We start from the raw sequence: 17,247 nt of genomic DNA, 5'->3' as shown, positions 1-17,247 counted from the left end.
CGGGTTTCAGCCGCCGGCCGATGACAGCGGCGCCGGCGCCGGATTGTCGAGCCGGGCGGCGGCCAGCAGCTGCAGGCACAGCGCCTCGTACGAGATGCCCGACGCACGCGCGGACATCGGCACCAGCGAGTGGCCGGTCATGCCCGGCGAGGTGTTCATCTCCAGCAGGAAGGGCTGCTGATCGCCCGCACGCAGCATCAGGTCGGCACGACCCCAGCCGCGGCAGCCGAGCGCGCGATACGACGCCAGCGTGATGCGCTGGATCTCGCGCTCCAGCTCGGCCGACAGCCCGCTCGGGCAGAGGTACTGCACCTCGTCGGTGAAGTACTTGTTCTGGTAGTCGTAACCCGCCGCCGGCGGCACGATGCGGATCACCGGCAGCGCCACGGCATGGGCGCCTTCGCCCAGCACCGGGCAGGTCAGCTCCTCGCCCTCGATGAAGGCTTCGCACAGCACGTCGGCGTCGTAGCCGGCCGACAGCGCGACCGCAGCGCCCACCTGCGCCGCCTCGACGACCTTGGTCACGCCGATCGACGAGCCCTCGCGCGGCGGCTTGACGATCAGCGGCAGGCCCAGCTCGGCGCTGACACGGCCGACGCGCTCGGCGCCCTGGTCGTCGCTGGCGAGCCAGACGTAACGCGGCGTCGGCAGGCCTTCGGCGAGCCAGATGCGCTTGGTCATGACCTTGTCCATCGCGATCGCCGAGGCCATCACGCCCGAGCCGGTGTACGGGATGCCGAGCAGTTCGAGCGCGCCCTGCACGGTGCCGTCTTCGCCGTGGCGGCCATGCAGCGCGATGAAGCAGCGCGCGTAGCCTTCGTGCTTGAGCTCGGCCAGCTCGCGCTCGGCCGGGTCGAAGGCATGCGCGTCGACGCCCTGGCTCAACAGCGCCTGCAGCACGCCCGCGCCGCTCATCAGCGAGATCTCGCGCTCGGCCGAGCTGCCGCCCATCAGGACGGCGACGCGGCCGAGCGCCTTGACGTCAACGGCGCTCATGCGCGCTCCTTCACCAGCTCGACCACACGTGCCGGCACGCCGCCGATCGTGCCCGCGCCCATCGCGATCACCACGTCGCCGGCCAGCGCCTGTTCGGCGATGGTGGCGGGCAGTTCGTTGACGTCGTCGACGAACAGCGGGTCGACCTTGCCGGCCACGCGCAGCGCACGCGTCAGGCTGCGGCCGTCGGCGGCCACGATCGGGGCCTCGCCGGCGGCGTAGACCTCGGTCAGCAGGATCGCGTCGGCGCTGCCCATCACCTTGACGAAGTCCTCGAAGCAGTCGCGGGTGCGGGTGTAGCGGTGCGGCTGGAAGGCCAGCACAAGGCGCCGGCCCGGGAAGGCGCCACGCGCGGCGGCGATCACCGCGGCCATCTCGACCGGATGGTGGCCGTAGTCGTCGATCAGCGTGAACTCGCCACCCGCCGCACACGGCCAGTCGCCCCAGCGCTGGAAGCGCCGGCCGACGCCGCTGAACTTGGCCAGCGCGCTGACGATCGGCGCATCCGGCAGTTCGAGTTCGGTGGCCACGGCGATGGTCGCCAGCGCGTTGCGCACGCTGTGAACGCCGGGCAGGTTGAGCGTGATCTCGAGGTCGGGCAGCACCGTGCCGTTGCGGCGCTGGCAGGTGAAGCGCATCTGCCCGCCAGGCAGAGCGACCACGTCGACCGCGCGCACCTGCACGTCCTCGCCCAGGCCGTAGGTGATGACCGGGCGCGAGATCATCGGGATGATCGAACGCACGCCGGGATCGTCGCCGCACAGGATGGCCGCGCCGTAGAACGGCATCTTGTGCAGGAACTCGACGAACGCCTGCTTGAGCCGGGCAAAGTCGTGCCCGTAGGTGTCCATGTGGTCGGCGTCGATGTTGGTGATCACCGACAGCACGGGCAGCAGGTTGAGGAACGAGGCGTCGCTCTCGTCGGCCTCGACCACGATGTAGTCGCCCTTGCCGAGCGCCGAGTTGGCGCCGGCCGAATTGAGCTTGCCGCCGATCACGAAGGTCGGGTCGAGCCCGGCCTCGGCCAGCACGCTGGTGACCAGCGAGGTGGTGGTGGTCTTGCCGTGCGTGCCGGCGATCGCGATGCCCGATTTCAGGCGCATCAGCTCGGCCAGCATCACCGCGCGCGGCACCACCGGGATGCGCGCGGCGCGGGCGGCGATGACCTCGGGGTTGTCGCCCTTGACCGCGGTCGACGTGACGACCGCCTGCGCGCCGGCGATGTGCGCGGCGTCATGGCCGACGAAGATGCGGATGCCCAGTTCGGCCAGGCGGCGCGTCACGGCGCCGTCTGCCTGGTCGGAGCCCGACACGGTGTAGCCGAGGTTGTGCAGGATCTCGGCGATGCCGCTCATGCCGGCACCGCCGACGCCCACGAAGTGGATGTGCTTGACCGCGTGTTTCATGCCACGTCTTTCATTGGAGTCAGGGCCTCGATCTCGTCGGCCACGCGCTGGGCAGCGTGCGGCTGGGCAAGCGCATGGGCACGTTGCGCCAGCGCCTGCAGGCCGGTGCGATCGAGTTGGCGCAGCAGGTCGGCCAGACGCTCGGGCGTCAGCTCGGCCTGCGGCAGATGGATGGCGGCGCGCTGGTGCTGCATCCAGATCGCGTTGTCGCGCTGGTGGGCGGTGGTGCTGACCACCAGCGGCACCAGCACGCTGGCGATGCCGCCGGCGCAGAGTTCGCTCACGGTGACGGCACCGGCGCGGCAGATGATCAGGTCGCACTCGGCCAGGCGGCGCGGCATGTCGTCGATGAAGGGCAGCAGCTCGACGCCCTGCCCCGGCTGGCGGCCGTCGGGCAGGCCGGATTGCACATAGGCCTCGCGCACGCGGGCGAGGTGGGCCACGCCGGTCTGGTGCACCACCTGCGGCCGCTCGGCTGCGCTCAGGCGGGCCAGGGCGCGCGGGATGTTCTCGTTCAGAACCTGCGCCCCCAGGCTGCCGCCGACCACCAGGATTTTCAGCGGCCCGCTGCGGCCGGCGTAACGCTGCGCCGGCGCCGGCAGCGCCTCGATCTCGGCGCGCACCGGGTTGCCGGTGACGACACCCTGCGGCACCGCTCGGGCGGCGTCGCCATCGAAGCCGAAGGCCAGCCGGTCGGCCCAGCGCAGCAGTGCGCGGTTCGACAGCAGCAGCCCCGCGTCGGCGTTGACCAGCACCAGCGGGCGGCGCAGCAGCTTGGCCATCAGGCCACCCGGGAAACAGACATAACCGCCCATGCCCAGCACCGCGCTGGCCGAGCGCCTGCGCAGGATCGACAGGCACTGCCAGAACGCCCACAGCAGCTGCAGGCCGCCGCGCAGGTTGCCGAGCAGCCCCTTGCCACGCAGGCCGGCAAACGCGACTCGGTCGAGCGGGATGCCGCTGGGCGGCACCAGGCGGTTTTCCATGCCCGCCTGCGTGCCCAGCCAGCTGACCGACCAGCCGCGCCGGCTCATCTCCTGAGCCACCGCGAGGCCCGGCATGATGTGGCCGCCGGTGCCGGCCGCCATGATGACGAGGTGCCGGCTCATGCCTTCGCCCCCCGCATCAGCTGCCGGTTCTCGATGTCGACCCGCAGCACCACTGCCAGCGCGATCACGCTCAGCACGATGGCCGAGCCGCCGTAGCTCATCAGCGGCAGGGTCAGGCCCTTGGTGGGCAGCACGCCCAGGTTCACGCCCATGTTGATGAAGGCCTGGCCGCCGATCCACACGCCGATGCCCTGCGCCGTCAGGCCGGCGAAGACGCGGTCGAGCGCGATGGCCTGGCGGCCGATCATGAAGATGCGCCGCACCATCCAGAAGAACGCCAGGATCACCGCGACCACGCCGACCAGGCCGAGCTCCTCGCCGATCACGGCGAGCAGGAAGTCGGTGTGCGCCTCGGGCAGGTAATGCAGCTTCTCGACCGACGAGCCCAGGCCCTGGCCGAAGATCTCGCCGCGGCCGAAGGCGATCAGCGAGTGCGTCAGCTGGTAGCCCTTGCCCTGCGCGTACAGCTCGTCCCACGGGTTGAGATAGGCCAGGATGCGCTCGCGGCGGACCTCGCTGAACGAGATCATCAGCACGAACGAGCCCACCAGCACCGCGATGATGATCAGGAACATGCGGCCGTTGACGCCGCCCAGGAACAGGATGCCCATCGCGATCATCGCGATCACGATGAAGGCGCCCATGTCCGGCTCGGCCAGCAGCAGCAGGCCGATGAACAGCAGCGCGATCGCCATCGGCAGCACCGCTCGGGTGAAGCTCTCCTTGACGTCCATCTTGCGGACCATGTAGTTGGCCGCGTACATCGCGATCGCCAGCTTGGCCAGCTCGCTGGGCTGGAAGTTGATGATGCCCAGCGGGATCCAGCGCCGCGACTTGTTCACCACCTTGCCGATGTAGGGCACCAGCACCAGCACCAGCAGGATCAGCGCGGCGACGAACAGCCACGGCGCCACCCGCTCCCAGGTGCGCATCGGGATCGTCAGCGTGACGCCGCCCAGGATGCCGGCCATCGAGATCGCCAGGATCTGCCGGCTGAAGAAATGGGTCGGCTCGTAGTTGGCAAAACGCGGGTTGTCGGGCAGCTGGATCGAGGCCGAATAGACCATCACCAGGCCGAGGCTGAGCAGTCCGACGACGACCCACAGCAAGGCCGCGTCGAAGCCGACCCAGCGCGTCGGCTGGCCTGCCGTGGCGCCGACCCAGTCGCGCTCCAGCACGGCGCTTTCGCCGCCCGGCAGCCAGCCCGCCACGCGCGCGCGCAGGCGGGCCTGCCAGCCGGTCACGGCATTGGCGGCGGCGCTCATCGAGCAAACTCCGTGCTGCGCACTGCGGTGCGAGCCCCTTCGGACGGCCGGACGGGGCTCATGCGCCGAACTCCCCGTGTTCGGTGGCCATCGCCGCCACCGTGTCGGCAAACACCTGCGCCCGGTGGGCGTAGTTGCGGAACATGTCGAGGCTGGCGCAGGCCGGGCTCAGCAGCACCGCGTCACCGCTGCGGGCCTGCTCGAAACACCAGCGCGTCGCCGCCTCGAGGCTGTCGTGGCTCTGGACGGGCAGTCCGTCGGCCACCAGCGGCGCCAGCACCGCGCCGATCGCCCGCGCATCGCGGCCGATCAGCGCCACCGCGCGCGCATGGGCGGCCACGGCAGCGGCGAGCGGGCTGAAATCCTGGCCCTTGCCGTCGCCGCCCAGGATCACGACCAGCTTGCCGGGCGCCTTGTCGGGGCCGAGCCCGGTCAGCGCGGCCACGGTGGCGCCGACGTTGGTGCCCTTGCTGTCGTCATAGGCGTCGACGCCGGCCACCGTCAGCAGGTACTCGACCCGGTGCGGCTCGCCGCGGTATTCGCGCAGGCCGTGCAGCATCGGCGCCAGCGGCAGGCCGGCGGCACTGGCCAGCGCCAGGGCGGCCAGCGCGTTGGCAGCGTTGTGGCGACCGCGGATGCGCAGCGCGTCGGCCGGCATCAGGCGCTGCAGCGTCACCTCGGTGTCGATCACCGCGGCGCCGCGGCGGGTGCGCGGCTCGCTGTCGTCACGCTCGTGGGCGCGCACCAGCCAGGCCATGCCCTGCTCGATCACCAGGCCCCAGTCGCCGGGTTGACGCGGCTGGTCGAGGCCGAAGCGCACCACGCGACGCGGCTGCCAGCGCGGGCCGCGCGCCTTCAGCACCTTGCCGGACTTGCCGACTTCGGGCTCGGGCGGCTGCGGGATCATCGCCAGCACGGCCGGGTCGTCGCGGTTGATGACCATCACCGCCTGCCGGCCGAAGATGCGCGCCTTGGCCGCCGCATAGGCCGCCATGTCGCCGTGCCAGTCGAGGTGATCCTGGGTGACGTTGAGCACGGCGGCCGCGGTCGGCTCGAAGTTGTGCACGCCGTCGAGCTGGAAGCTCGACAGCTCCAGCACCCAGGCCTGCGGCAGGTGTTCGAACACCGGGGCCGGCGGCGGCGAAGGGATCAGGTGCGGCGGCGGTCCGCCGCCTTCGATCAGGTCGTCGAGCGACGGGCCTTCGGCGGCGGATTCCTCGGCAGCCGGCTCGATGGCCGACGTGTCGACACCATCGACGGCCACGTCGGCCACGTCGGCCTCGTCCGCCGTGACGCCATCGAGCGCGGCCAGATCGGCCTGCTCGTCGGCATCGATCTCGTCGGACGGCTCGGGATCCGGCACGGCAGCGGCGGCGATCAGCTCGGCCGCAGCCGGCTCCAGATCGAGCGCGGCGCCGAGCGTGTCGAGCATCGTCGGGCCGATGTTGCCGGCCATCGCCACGCGCAGGCCGGCGCGCTCGACCAGCAAGGCGGTCAGCGCGGTGGTGGTGGTCTTGCCGTTGGTGCCGGTGATGGCCAGCACCTTCGGGGCGTAGCCACGCGCGGTTTTCAGGTCGGCCAGTGCATGGGCGAACAGCGCCAGCTCGCCGAGCACCACGACGCCGCGCTCACCGGCGGCGTCGAGCAAGGGCACCACGCCGGCGTCGAGCGGCGACAGGCCCGGGCTCTTGAGCACCAGCTGCACGCCGTCGAGCAGATCGGCCGTGAACGCGCCGCAGCGCAGCTCGGCGGCCGGCACGTCCGACGCCAGCCGGGCGGCCTGCGGCGGCGCGCTGCGGCTGTCGGCCACCACGATGCGCGCGGCGCCACAACGCTGCGCCCAGCGTGCCATCGCCAGGCCGGAGTCACCCAGGCCGAGCACGAGCACAGGCAGATCGCGGAGGAAGTTCATGGCCGGCTCACCTGAGTTTCAAGGTGGACAGACCCACGAGGCACAGCAGCATCGTGATGATCCAGAACCGCACGACGACCTGGGTCTCTTCCCAGCCCTTCTTCTCGTAGTGGTGGTGCAGCGGCGCCATCAGCAGGATGCGCCGGCCCTGGCCGTAGCGCTTCTTGGTGTACTTGAAGTAGGCCACCTGCGCCATCACCGACAGCGCCTCGACGACGAAGATGCCGCCCATGATGCCGAGCACGATCTCCTGGCGCACGATCACCGCGATGGTGCCGAGCGCGCCGCCCAGCGCCAGCGCGCCGACGTCGCCCATGAAGACCTGCGCCGGGTAGGCGTTGAACCACAGGAAGGCCAGCCCGGCGCCGGCCATCGCGGCGCAGAAGATCAGCAGTTCGCCGGCCCCCGGGATGTGCGGCAGCAGCAGGTACTTCGAGAACACCGAGTTGCCGGTGACATAGGCGAACAACCCCAGCGCCGAGCCCACCAGCACCACCGGCATGATTGCCAGGCCGTCGAGGCCGTCGGTCAGGTTGACCGCGTTGCTGGCGCCGACGATGACGAAGTAGGTCAGGAAGATGAAGCCGAACACGCCCAGCGGATAGCTCACCGACTTGAAGAAGGGCACGATCAGGTCGGCCTTGGGCGGCAGGTCGTTCGAGAAGCCCGAGCCCACCCAGCGCAGGAACAGCTCGAGCACGCGCAGGTTGGAGGTTTCCGAGACGCTGAAGGCGAGGTAGATGGCCGCGACCAGCCCGATCAGCGACTGCCACAGGTACTTCTCGCCCGAGGCCATGCCTTCGGGATTCTTCTGCACCACCTTGCGCCAGTCGTCGACCCAGCCGATCGCGCCGAAGCCGAAGGTCACCAGCATCACGACCCAGACGAAGCGGTTGCTCCAGTCGAACCACAGCAACGTCGACACCGCGATCGACAGCAGAATCAGCACGCCGCCCATCGTCGGCGTGCCGGTCTTGACCAGGTGGCTCTGCACGCCGTACTCGCGCACCGGCTGACCGATCTTGAGCTCGGTCAGGCGGCGGATCACCCAGGGGCCGAAGACCAGGCCGAGCAGCAGCGCGGTCATGGCCGACATCACGGCGCGGAAGGTCAGGTACTGGACCACGCGCAGGAAGCCGAAGCTGTCGGGATAGTGGCCTTGCAGCCAGTTGGCGAGGCTAACCAGCATCTTGTTGTTCTCCAGCGTGGCGGGCGGCTTCGCGCAACGCCGCCACGGCTTTTTCCATCGCCATGAATCGCGAGCCCTTGACCAGCACCGAGGCCGCTGGCGGCAACGCCACACCGGCCGCGGCAATCGCCTGGAGCAGCGCCGCGGTGTCGCCGTGGTAGCTCACGTGATGAGCCACCAAGGTGGCATCATGGCTCGCATGAACGGCATCGGCATAAGCGCGCGCCGCATCGGCGCACAAGACCCCGGCGGTCCAGAAATGATCGATGCCGCGCTGGGCGGCGAGTGTGCCCACCTCGGCATGAAAGGCCGGGCCCTGGTCGCCGACTTCACCCATGTCGCCCAGCAGCAGCCAGCGCGGCGCCGGCAGGGCCGCCAGCACCTCGATGGCGGCACGCACCGAGTCCGGGTTGGCGTTGTAGCTGTCGTCGACCAGCGTGACCTGCCGGCCGCCCCAGTCCAGCAGCGACACCTGCGAGCGCCCCTTGACCGCGGCAAAACCGGCCAGGCCACGCTGCACCGCGTCGAGCGGGCAACCGGCGGCCAGCGCGCAGGCGCAGGCGGCGAGCGCGTTCTTGACGTTGTGCCGCCCAGCCACGCCGAGCGCCAGGTCGATCGACCCGGCCGGCGTGTCGAACCGTGCCTGCCAGTGATCGCCGGCCCAGCTGGCCTGCGCCACGCAGTCGGCCGCCACGCCGGCTTCGGCCAGCGCGAAGGTCAGCACCCGGCGCGGCTGCGCCAGCTCGCGCCAGATCGGCGTGTAGTCGTCGTCGGCCGGAAACACCGCCACGCCGTCGGCCGGCAAGGCGCTGATGACACAACCGTTTTCGCGCGCCACCGCCTCGACCGTCTGCATGAACTCCTGGTGTTCGCGCTGGGCGTTGTTGACCAGCGCGACGGTGGGCTGGGCGATGCGCGCCAGCTCGGCGATCTCGCCCGGGTGGTTCATGCCCAGCTCGACCACCGCGGCGCGATGGCCGGCGTGCAGCGCCAGCAGCGTCAGCGGCACGCCGATGTGGTTGTTGAAGTTGCCGGCGGTGGCGTGGGCGGCGTCGCCCAGCCAGGCGCGCAGGATCGCCGCGATCATCTGCGTGACGGTGGTCTTGCCGTTGCTGCCGGTCACGGCGATGACGGGCAGCAGGTGTTCGGCACGCCAGCCGGCGGCCAGCGCCTGCAGGGCCAGCAGGCTGTCGGGCACCTCGATGCCGGGCATGCCGGACGCATCCAGGCCGCGTTCGGCGATCGCCGCGACGGCGCCCGCGGCCTGCGCCTGGGGCAGGAAATCATGCGCGTCGAAACGCTCGCCGCGCAGCGCCACAAACAGGTCGCCGGCGCGCAGCGAGCGGGTGTCGCTGTGCACGCGCGCGATCGGCTGACAGCCATCGCCGACCAGCCGGGCCGCGGGCTGCCGGCGCACGATCAGCGCGTGGGCGTGTTCAAGGGTCATCAGCGTGTTCATGCCGTCACCCGGCGTTGCAACGCGGCCGTGGCCACGTCGATGTCGGAAAACGGCCGCTTGACGCCGCCGATGTCCTGGTAGTCCTCGTGGCCCTTGCCGGCGATCAGCACCACGTCCTCGGGCGCTGCCTGCGCCAGCACCTGTTCGATGGCGCGTGTGCGGTCGACCTCGGCGCGCACGTGCGCCGCGCCTGCACAGCCGGCCAGGATCTGGTCGACGATGGCTTGCGGTTCTTCGAGCCGCGGGTTGTCGCTGGTGACGCAGACCGCGTCGGCCAGCTGCGCGGCGATGGCGCCCATCTGAGGGCGCTTGGTCGCATCGCGGTTGCCGCCGCAGCCGAACACGCACACCAGTCGGCCGCCTTGCGCATGCGCGACCGGCCGCAGGGCGCTCAGGGCCTTGTCGAGCGCATCGGGCGTGTGGGCGTAATCGACGACCACCTGCGGTAGAGCGACCACGACCTGCGGCACAGCGCCGGTCGGGCTTGCCGGCCGGACTCTGTGCATGCGCCCGGGCACCGAGGTGAATTCGGCCGCCAGCGCCGCCGCCTGCGCCAGCGGCAGGCCGAGCGCGCGCAGGCCGCCGATCACGGCCAGCACGTTGGAGGCGTTGTAGGCGCCGATCAGGTGGGTGTGCACCGCCACGTCGGTTTCGCCCTCGTGCAGCGTGAAGGCCAGGCCGCCGTCGACGTAATGCAGGCCGGTCGCACGCAGGCGCGCATCGCGATGCAGCGCGTAGGTCCAGAGGTCGAGATCGCCACGCGCGGCCAGTTCGTCGGCCAGCACGGCGCCCTGCGCGTCGTCGACGTTAATGGCGGCAGCCTGCAGGCCCGGCCAGTCGAACAGCGCGCGCTTGGCCAGCCAGTAGGCCACCATGTCGCCGTGGTAGTCGAGGTGGTCGGGCGTGAAGTTGGTGTAGAGCGCGACCCGGATCGGCGCCGCGTCGAGCCGGTGTTCGACGATGCCGATCGACGAGGCCTCGATCGCGCAGGCGGCGAAACCGGCGTCGGCGAAATCGCGCAGGCTGCGGTGCAGCGTCAGCGGATCGGGCGTGGTCAGGCCGGTGGCGTGCACCTGAGCGTCGGGATGGACGCGGCTGGGCGGCTCGCCCACGCCCAGCGTGCCGATCACGCCGCAGCGCTGGCCGGCCAGGCTCAGCGCCTGCGCGGTCCACCAGGCGGTCGAGGTCTTGCCGTTGGTGCCACTGGTGGCGATCAGCGCCAGGCGCCGGCCGGGCTCGCCGTACCAGCGGTGCGCCAGCTCGCCGGTGGCGGCCTTCAGACCCGGCAGCGCGGCGATGCGCTCGTCATCGAAACCGAAGGCCGCGGCGCCGTCGGCCTCGATCAGGCAGGCCGCGGCGCCGGCCGCCAGCGCCGCGCCGACGTAGGCGCGGCCATCGGCGGCATGACCCGGCCAGGCGATGAAGGCCTCGCCGGCGCGCACGCTGCGGCTGTCGGTGCGCAGCTCGGCGGCGTCGCCGAGCCGCGCCCGCAGCCACGCCAGCGCGGCATCGACGTCGGGCAGCTGATGCAGCGCCATCAGAACGACTCCTCTTCGGCCTTGACCGCCTGGGCGCGCGCGACGATCTGCGGCTGCACCTCCAGGTCGGGCGGCACGCCGAGCATGCGCAGCGACTGCTGCACCACCTGGCTGAACACCGGCGCGGCCACGTCGCCACCGAAATAGCGGCCGTTGCCGGGCTCGTCGACCATCACCGCCACCACGATGCGCGGGTTGCTCACCGGCGCGATGCCGACGAACCAGGCGCGGTACTTGTTGCTGACGTAGCTGCCACCCTCCTGCTTGTGGGCGGTGCCGGTCTTGCCGCCGACCGAATAGCCGATCGCCTGCGCCTTCGGGGCGGTGCCGCCGGGGGCGGCGGCCATGTTGAGCATGTGGCGCACCGAACGTGCCACCTCGGGGCTGAAGACCTGGACGCCAGCAGCCGGCACCTCGTTCTTGAGCATCGTCACCGGCATCAGCTGACCGTCGCGGGCGAACACCGTGTAGGCGCGCGCCAGCTGCAGCAGCGACACCGACAGGCCGTAGCCGTAGCTCATGGTCGCCTGCTCGACCGGCCGCCAGCTCTTGTACGGCCGCAGGCGGCCCGAGGCCAGGCCCGGGAACGCCAGCTGCGGTTTCTGGCCGATGCCCACCGAGCTGAACATCTCCCACATCTCGCGCGGCTCCATCTGCATCGCCATCTTGACGGTGCCGACGTTGCTCGACTTCTGGATCACCTGCTCGACCGACAGCAGGCCGTGCGGATGCGAGTCGGAGATGGTCGCGCTGCCGAAGTGGATGCGTCCGGGCGCCGTCTGGATCACGGTGTCGGGCGTGACCCGGCCGGTCTGCAAGGCGAGCGCGGCGATGAACGGTTTCATCGTCGAGCCGGGCTCGAAGGTGTCGGTGACGGCGCGGTTGCGCAGCTGCGCGCCGCTGAGCCCCTGGCGCTCGCCGGGCACGTAGCTCGGGTAGTTGGCCAGCGCCAGCACCTCGCCGGTCAGCACGTCGAGCACGACCACGCTGCCGGCCTTGGCGTTGTGCTCGAGCACGGCATCGCGCACCCGCTGGTAGGCGAAGAACTGCACCTTGGAGTCGAGCGCCAGCGCCAGATCGCTGCCGTCGACCGGCTCGCGGCTCTCGCCGATGTCCTCGACGATGCGGCCGAGCCGGTCGCGCACCACGCTGCGGCTGCCGGCGCGGCCTTCGAGCTCTTTCTGGAACGCCAGCTCGATGCCTTCCTGGCCGCGCTCTTCGAGGTTGGTGAAACCGACCACATGTGCCGCCGACTCGCCTTCCGGATACTGGCGGCGGAACTCGCGCTGCTGGTGCAGGCCCTTGATGCCCAGCGCCTTGACCTGCGCCGCGACGGACTCGTCGACCTGGCGGCGCAGCCAGACGAAATTCGGGTTGTCGGCCAGGCGCGTGGCCAGCTCGCGCGAGGTCATGCCCAGCAGGCGCAGCAGCGCCTGCTGCTGCTTCGCATCGGGCCTGAAATCCTTCGGGATCGCCCAGATCGACGGCGCCGGCACGCTGGCGGCCAGGATCTGGCCGTGGCGATCGGTGATGCGGCCGCGGCTGGCCGGCAGCTCGAAGGTGCGCGCGTAGCGGCTCTCGCCCTGCTTCTGATAGAACTCGGTGCCGATCACCTGGATGTAGACCGCACGCCCCAGCAGCACCAGAAAACCCACGCCGACGCCGAGCACGACCAGGCGCGCGCGCCACAGCGGCGTCTTGGCCGCCAGCAGCGGGCTGCTGGCGTACTGCAGGTGGCCGGAGCCGAGCGACGTGTTGCGGCGCACGGCCGTCTGCTGCCGCGGCGAGCGCCGGGCGGTGTTGGCCGGCGCACGGCCGGGCCACAGGCGCGACAGCCACTTCATCACGGCGTGCCTCCGGACAGCGCCGCGGCGGGTGCGCCGGCGATCAGCGGATCGGTGACGTACTGGGTGACGGCCGGTGTCGCCACGCGCATCTGCAGCTGCTCGCGCGCGACCCGCTCGACCCGCAGGCTGGTGGCCTGCGCGCGACGCTCGACCGTCAGTCGCTCGGCCTCGATCTCGAGCTGGCGCGCCATGTTGCGTTCGCGCTCGAGGGCGACGAACAGCTGGCGCGAGTGGTAGGCGGTCTGCACCAGGTAGACCGCGCTCACCAGCAGCGCGACCAGCAGCAGGACGTTGAGCCGCATCATGCGTAGCGCCCCACCACCACCGGCAGCGGCACGTCGGTGCGCTCGGCCACCCGCAGGATCGCCGAACGGGCGCGCGGATTGGCCGCCACCTCGGCCTCGCCGGGCTTGATGCGGGCCACCGCCCGCATCAGCAGCGGCGCCGGCGTGGCGTAAGGCATGCGGCGGTCGTAGACCTCGCGCGCATGGCGGGCGATGAAGGTCTTGACGATGCGGTCCTCGAGCGAATGGAAGGCGATCACCGCCAGCCGCCCGCCCGGCGCCAGCCGCGCCAGCGCCCGGTTCAGTCCCTGCTCGACCTCTTCAAGCTCGGCATTGACGAGAATCCGTAGAGCCTGAAACGTGCGCGTCGCAGGATCCTGACCACGCTCGCGGGTCTTGACCGCACCAGCCACGAGCGCGGCCAGTTCGGCGGTGCGCTGGACAGGGCGTCCTTCCTCGCGGCGAGCAACAATCGCCTTTGCAACCGCATCAGCAAACCGTTCTTCGCCGTAGTCACGCACGACCTCCTTGATGCGCTCGAACGGCGCGCTGGCCAGGAACTCCGCGGCGCTCTGGCCGCGCGTGGGGTCCATGCGCATGTCCAGCGGGCCGTCGAAACGAAAGCTGAAGCCGCGCTCGGGGTTGTCGATCTGCGGCGACGAGATGCCCAGATCGAGCAGCAGGCCGTCGAGCTGGCCGACGCCGGCCTCGTCGAGCACCGACTCGAACTCGGCAAAGCGGGCGTGATGGATCGAGAAGCGCGGATCGTCGATGCGGGTCTCGCCGCTGCGCGCGTTGGCCAGCGCCTCGGGGTCGCGATCGATCGCGATCAGGCGGCCGGCCGGATCGAGGCGCTCGAGAATCAGGCGGCTGTGGCCACCTCGTCCGTAGGTGCCGTCCAGGTAGACACCCGCAGGGCGTTGCACGAGCGCATCAACTGCTTCATGGAGCAGCACCGTCCGGTGCTGCCAAGGTACTGCGGCGGCGGTGATCATGGTGATCAGAAACTGAAGTCCTGCAAGACATCGGGCATCGGCTGCTGCAACACGGCGGCTTCGGCGCTGGCCTGCCGCTGTGCGTCCCACAGCTCAAGATGGTTACCCATGCCGATCAACAACACGTCGTGAACAAGACCGGCAGCCGCACGCAACTCAGGCGAAATCAACATGCGCGAACCGGAGTCGATCTCGACATCCATCGCGCTACCCAAAAAGATACGCTTCCAGCCGCTGGCTGCCATCGGCAGCGCCTCGACCTTGGCACGAAAGCCCTCCCACACCGGACGCGGGAAGACCATCAGACAACCTTCGGGGTGCTTGGTGAGCGTGAGCTGACTTCCAGCCAGGGACACCAGCGACTCGCGATGGCGCGCCGGGACGGTGACCCGGCCCTTGGCGTCCAGCGCAAGCGCTGAAGTTCCTTGAAAATGAAAGTCCGCCACAAAATCCCACTAATAGACACGTTCTGCCACTGTAGCGGACGAAATCACGCCGGGTCAAGGCGACTCGTGAGAAATTGCCAATGAAATCAAGCACTTACGATAGTCTTTGGAAGCATATTTTTGCAACAAAAAGTTCATACGAATGAAGGACTTGCGAGACGTTCCCAAAGTGAAACTTGAGGTTCATCCACCCCACTTGGGCGTTGACAAACCGGCCACCCCCTGATTGGGTCAAATAACGCGTTTCAAATGAAAAATACCGCCCCGCGGGGCGGTCGGACGCATGGCGGCGGGGCCGGGAAACCGGCCTGAAAACGGCCGATCAGTTCGACTCCTTGATGATCCGTCCACCCGCCTGCTGGATCGGCCGGGCGTTCATCGGGTAGAGCCGCGCGAACACCGCCACCTGCTCGGGCGAGAGCTGGGCGGGCTGCTTGAGCACCATCCACAGCACGCCTTCGCTGCACGGCGGCGTGGTCAGCGATCCCATGTAGGTGTAGTAGCGGCGGTCCTCGGGCAGCAGCATGTTCAGATCGAGCGGCACCGGCGCCGGCGTCTCGTCGTTCTGCTCCAGCGGCAGGCTGTTCCAGACCAGCTGCACCAGCGGATGCTGGCGGCCCTGCTGCAGCAGCACCGCCACCACCGCCAGGCGACCCTGCGGATCCTTGTGCACCAGGTGCGCCACCATGTCGAACTGCCGGCCGTTGATGCGCTCCTCGGACGGCCGGTGGAAGTGGAACTGCAGCAGCTCGTAGCGCCGCCCGGTCACCTCGATCGAGTTGCCCGGCGCCACGTTGACCTGCACCGTGTGGCCGTTGTCGATCACCGTGAAGCGGCTCGGCCGATAGTCGTACTGCACCGCATCGAGCTCGACCTTGATGCCGTCGCGGATGTCGATCGGGCTCTGGCGCTGGCCGTTGCCGCAGCTGGCGAACTCGGGTTTCAGGCTGGCCCAGGCCGCCGGCCCGGCGTCGCCCTGGTAGGACCAGTGCGGATGGCCGGCATCGGCGTGCACCACGGCGTGCACCACGGCGGGCGCGGCCGCATGAGCCACGGCATCCGGCTTCGCGCCTTTCGCCCCGGCGTGGCTACGCGCCGCCGCAGCCGTCGGGGCATGGCCGTCGCCGGCGACCTTCAGCGGCTTGTCTCCCTTGACGGACACCTTCAGCAGCGGCGTGCGCGCCTGCGCGTCGCGCACTTCGGCGACACGGCTGGCGAGGCGGTCGCGCAGCTCGTCGAGCGAGACTTCCAGGGCGGCACCCTGACCCCTGGCCGCAGCGGCACGGCTGGCGGGCGCGGCCTTGGCGCCGCGGTCAGGGCTCGGATGGGCGCCATCGCTGGCGCCGGCCGCGCCGACGGCAGCGCACAGCAGCAAGGCGGCCAGGCCGCGGCCCATCAGGGCGGCGGAGAAACATGAAATCAGCGGGCGGGTCATGCGGGGCTCCGGTCTGGCCGCAGCAAGCGGGTGGCGAATGCGAAGCAGCCGACGCGCGGGCGTGCGGGCTCCACCTCCCTCTTCGGCAACCCCGCGGGCCGACTTGAATCAGTCCGGCCGCGCACCGGGCGAAACCATCACGCTGCGCCGCACGCACTGCCACGCCACCAGCCCGACCGTCATCAGCAGCGCCGACGCCACGCTCAGCGCCAGCGTGCTGTGCATCACCAGCGGCGCCAGCACGCCCGCCACCAGCGCGTTGGCGGTGCTGGCCACGGTGGCCTGCAGCGACGACGCCATGCCGCGCCGCGCCGGCACCAGATCCAGCACCATCAGCGTCACCACCGGCACCAGGATCGCCCAGCCCAGGCAGTAGAAGAACAGCGGCACCAGCGCCCACGAGATGTGCGGCGGCCAGACCAGGTTGGCCGCCACGTTGGCCACCGAGGCCAGGCTCATGATGACGAAGCCGGCGCGGATCTGCACCGACCCGGCGATGCGCCCGGCCAGCCGGCCGCTGGTCCAGGCGCCGAGCATGATGCCGCCGATGTTGGCGATGAAGAACCAGAAGAACTGGTCGGGCGCAAGCCGCATCAGCTCGCCCAGGAACGCCGGCGCGCTCAGCACGTACAGGAACATGCCGTTGAACGGCACCCCCGAGGCCAGCGCCAGCAGCCAGAAGCGCCGGTCCAGGCCGAGCGCCCGATAGCCTTGCCAGAGGTGCGACAGATCGAGCCGCTGGCGCTGCGCGGCCGGCAGCGTCTCCGGCAGCGCACGCCAGACGCCCAGGCCGATCAGCAGTCCCACGCCGGACAGGAACCAGAACACCGCGTGCCAGCCCAGGTGCACGAACAGCCAGCCGCCGATCATCGGCGCCACCGCCGGGGCGATGCCGAAGTAGATCGTCACCTGCGACATCATCTTCTGCGCCTGATCGGGCGGGAACAGATCGCGGATCACCGCCCGCGACACCACCATGCCCGCGCCGGCCGACATGCCCTGCAAGGCGCGGAAGGCGATCAGCCAGCCGACGTGATCCGACAGCGCGCAGCCCACGCTCGCCAGCGTGAACACCGCCACGCCGGTCAGCACCACCGGCCGGCGGCCGAGCGCATCGGCCAGCGCGCCGTGGAACAGGTTCATGGCCGCGAAGCCGAGCAGGTAGGCCGACAGCGTCTGCTGCATCTCGACCGGGCTGGCGCCCACCGAGGCGGCGATGCCGGTGAACGCGGGCAGGTAGGTGTCGATCGAGAACGGCCCCAGCATGCCGAGGCTGGCCAGCAGGATCGCCAGCGCCCAGCGAGGCGCGGTCCACAGGTGACGGGCGTGCGCGTGCATCGATCGATTTTTTCAGTTCAGGACGAGG

14 protein-coding genes are annotated in these 17,247 nt (G+C 70.4%); all 14 read right to left on the bottom strand.

The genetic code is table 11. The features are described from left to right. Positions 1 to 6 precede the first annotated feature (6 nt). The gene (locus LCHO_RS02640; RefSeq protein ID WP_012345561.1) at positions 7 to 996 is read right to left on the bottom strand and encodes a D-alanine--D-alanine ligase; all 990 of its coding nucleotides are present in this window, start codon (positions 994 to 996) and stop codon (positions 7 to 9) included. Then, positions 993 to 2,402, bottom strand: coding sequence for a UDP-N-acetylmuramate--L-alanine ligase (gene murC / locus LCHO_RS02635; protein WP_012345560.1), 1,410 nt, complete (start codon positions 2,400 to 2,402; stop codon positions 993 to 995). The genes LCHO_RS02640 and murC overlap by 4 nt, the downstream gene beginning before the upstream one ends. Then, positions 2,399 to 3,511: an undecaprenyldiphospho-muramoylpentapeptide beta-N-acetylglucosaminyltransferase gene (gene murG / locus LCHO_RS02630; protein ID WP_012345559.1), complete on the bottom strand. Its 1,113-nt coding sequence runs from the start codon at positions 3,509 to 3,511 to the stop codon at positions 2,399 to 2,401. Before murG ends, murC begins: the two co-directional genes overlap by 4 nt. Then, positions 3,508 to 4,776 carry a putative lipid II flippase FtsW gene (ftsW, locus tag LCHO_RS02625; RefSeq protein WP_012345558.1) on the bottom strand — a complete coding sequence of 423 codons (1,269 nt, stop codon included), beginning with the start codon at positions 4,774 to 4,776 and terminating at the stop codon, positions 3,508 to 3,510. Before ftsW ends, murG begins: the two co-directional genes overlap by 4 nt. A gap of 58 nt (positions 4,777 to 4,834) precedes the next feature. Then, complete coding sequence (locus tag LCHO_RS02620; protein ID WP_012345557.1) at positions 4,835 to 6,688, bottom strand: Mur ligase family protein; 1,854 nt, start codon at positions 6,686 to 6,688, stop codon at positions 4,835 to 4,837. A gap of 7 nt (positions 6,689 to 6,695) precedes the next feature. Then, positions 6,696 to 7,877 (bottom strand): phospho-N-acetylmuramoyl-pentapeptide-transferase, encoded by a 1,182-nt coding sequence (gene mraY / locus LCHO_RS02615; protein WP_012345556.1) that lies wholly within the window; start codon positions 7,875 to 7,877, stop codon positions 6,696 to 6,698. Next, positions 7,867 to 9,336: a UDP-N-acetylmuramoyl-tripeptide--D-alanyl-D-alanine ligase gene (locus LCHO_RS02610; protein ID WP_012345555.1), complete on the bottom strand. Its 1,470-nt coding sequence runs from the start codon at positions 9,334 to 9,336 to the stop codon at positions 7,867 to 7,869. Before LCHO_RS02610 ends, mraY begins: the two co-directional genes overlap by 11 nt. Then, positions 9,333 to 10,874 carry a UDP-N-acetylmuramoyl-L-alanyl-D-glutamate--2,6-diaminopimelate ligase gene (locus LCHO_RS02605; RefSeq protein WP_012345554.1) on the bottom strand — a complete coding sequence of 514 codons (1,542 nt, stop codon included), beginning with the start codon at positions 10,872 to 10,874 and terminating at the stop codon, positions 9,333 to 9,335. The genes LCHO_RS02610 and LCHO_RS02605 overlap by 4 nt, the downstream gene beginning before the upstream one ends. Beyond that, positions 10,874 to 12,718, bottom strand: a complete 1,845-nt coding sequence (locus LCHO_RS02600; RefSeq protein ID WP_012345553.1) for a peptidoglycan D,D-transpeptidase FtsI family protein — start codon at positions 12,716 to 12,718, stop codon at positions 10,874 to 10,876. The genes LCHO_RS02605 and LCHO_RS02600 overlap by 1 nt, the downstream gene beginning before the upstream one ends. Then, a complete protein-coding gene (gene ftsL / locus LCHO_RS02595) occupies positions 12,718 to 13,026 on the bottom strand; it encodes a cell division protein FtsL (protein ID WP_012345552.1) in 309 nt (102 codons plus the stop codon). Before ftsL ends, LCHO_RS02600 begins: the two co-directional genes overlap by 1 nt. Beyond that, entirely contained in the window at positions 13,023 to 14,000 is a 978-nt protein-coding gene (gene rsmH / locus LCHO_RS02590; protein ID WP_012345551.1) for a 16S rRNA (cytosine(1402)-N(4))-methyltransferase RsmH, read from the bottom strand. Before rsmH ends, ftsL begins: the two co-directional genes overlap by 4 nt. A gap of 5 nt (positions 14,001 to 14,005) precedes the next feature. Next, positions 14,006 to 14,446, bottom strand: coding sequence for a division/cell wall cluster transcriptional repressor MraZ (locus LCHO_RS02585; RefSeq protein WP_012345550.1), 441 nt, complete (start codon positions 14,444 to 14,446; stop codon positions 14,006 to 14,008). Positions 14,447 to 14,768: 322 nt separating this feature from the next. Next, positions 14,769 to 15,881, bottom strand: coding sequence for a carbonic anhydrase (locus tag LCHO_RS02580; RefSeq protein ID WP_012345549.1), 1,113 nt, complete (start codon positions 15,879 to 15,881; stop codon positions 14,769 to 14,771). Positions 15,882 to 15,989: 108 nt separating this feature from the next. Continuing rightward, the gene (locus LCHO_RS02575; protein WP_012345548.1) at positions 15,990 to 17,219 is read right to left on the bottom strand and encodes a multidrug effflux MFS transporter; all 1,230 of its coding nucleotides are present in this window, start codon (positions 17,217 to 17,219) and stop codon (positions 15,990 to 15,992) included. Positions 17,220 to 17,247: the final 28 nt, after the last annotated feature.

Origin of the sequence: Leptothrix cholodnii SP-6 (assembly GCF_000019785.1) — a bacterium.
Lineage (GTDB): Bacteria > Pseudomonadota > Gammaproteobacteria > Burkholderiales > Burkholderiaceae_C > Sphaerotilus > Sphaerotilus cholodnii.
This window is presented reverse-complemented; position numbering and strand designations above follow the sequence as displayed.

What these genes read in the sequence shown, in the direction of transcription:
- LCHO_RS02640 (WP_012345561.1), bottom strand. Translation starts at nt 996, where the DNA reads ATGAGCGCCGTTGACGTCAAGGCGCTCGGCCGCGTCGCCGTCCTGATG.
- murC (WP_012345560.1), bottom strand. Translation starts at nt 2,402, where the DNA reads ATGAAACACGCGGTCAAGCACATCCACTTCGTGGGCGTCGGCGGTGCC.
- murG (WP_012345559.1), bottom strand. Translation starts at nt 3,511, where the DNA reads ATGAGCCGGCACCTCGTCATCATGGCGGCCGGCACCGGCGGCCACATC.
- ftsW (WP_012345558.1), bottom strand. Translation starts at nt 4,776, where the DNA reads ATGAGCGCCGCCGCCAATGCCGTGACCGGCTGGCAGGCCCGCCTGCGC.
- LCHO_RS02620 (WP_012345557.1), bottom strand. Translation starts at nt 6,688, where the DNA reads ATGAACTTCCTCCGCGATCTGCCTGTGCTCGTGCTCGGCCTGGGTGAC.
- mraY (WP_012345556.1), bottom strand. Translation starts at nt 7,877, where the DNA reads ATGCTGGTTAGCCTCGCCAACTGGCTGCAAGGCCACTATCCCGACAGC.
- LCHO_RS02610 (WP_012345555.1), bottom strand. Translation starts at nt 9,336, where the DNA reads ATGAACACGCTGATGACCCTTGAACACGCCCACGCGCTGATCGTGCGC.
- LCHO_RS02605 (WP_012345554.1), bottom strand. Translation starts at nt 10,874, where the DNA reads ATGGCGCTGCATCAGCTGCCCGACGTCGATGCCGCGCTGGCGTGGCTG.
- LCHO_RS02600 (WP_012345553.1), bottom strand. Translation starts at nt 12,718, where the DNA reads ATGAAGTGGCTGTCGCGCCTGTGGCCCGGCCGTGCGCCGGCCAACACC.
- ftsL (WP_012345552.1), bottom strand. Translation starts at nt 13,026, where the DNA reads ATGATGCGGCTCAACGTCCTGCTGCTGGTCGCGCTGCTGGTGAGCGCG.
- rsmH (WP_012345551.1), bottom strand. Translation starts at nt 14,000, where the DNA reads ATGATCACCGCCGCCGCAGTACCTTGGCAGCACCGGACGGTGCTGCTC.
- LCHO_RS02580 (WP_012345549.1), bottom strand. Translation starts at nt 15,881, where the DNA reads ATGACCCGCCCGCTGATTTCATGTTTCTCCGCCGCCCTGATGGGCCGC.
- LCHO_RS02575 (WP_012345548.1), bottom strand. Translation starts at nt 17,219, where the DNA reads ATGCACGCGCACGCCCGTCACCTGTGGACCGCGCCTCGCTGGGCGCTG.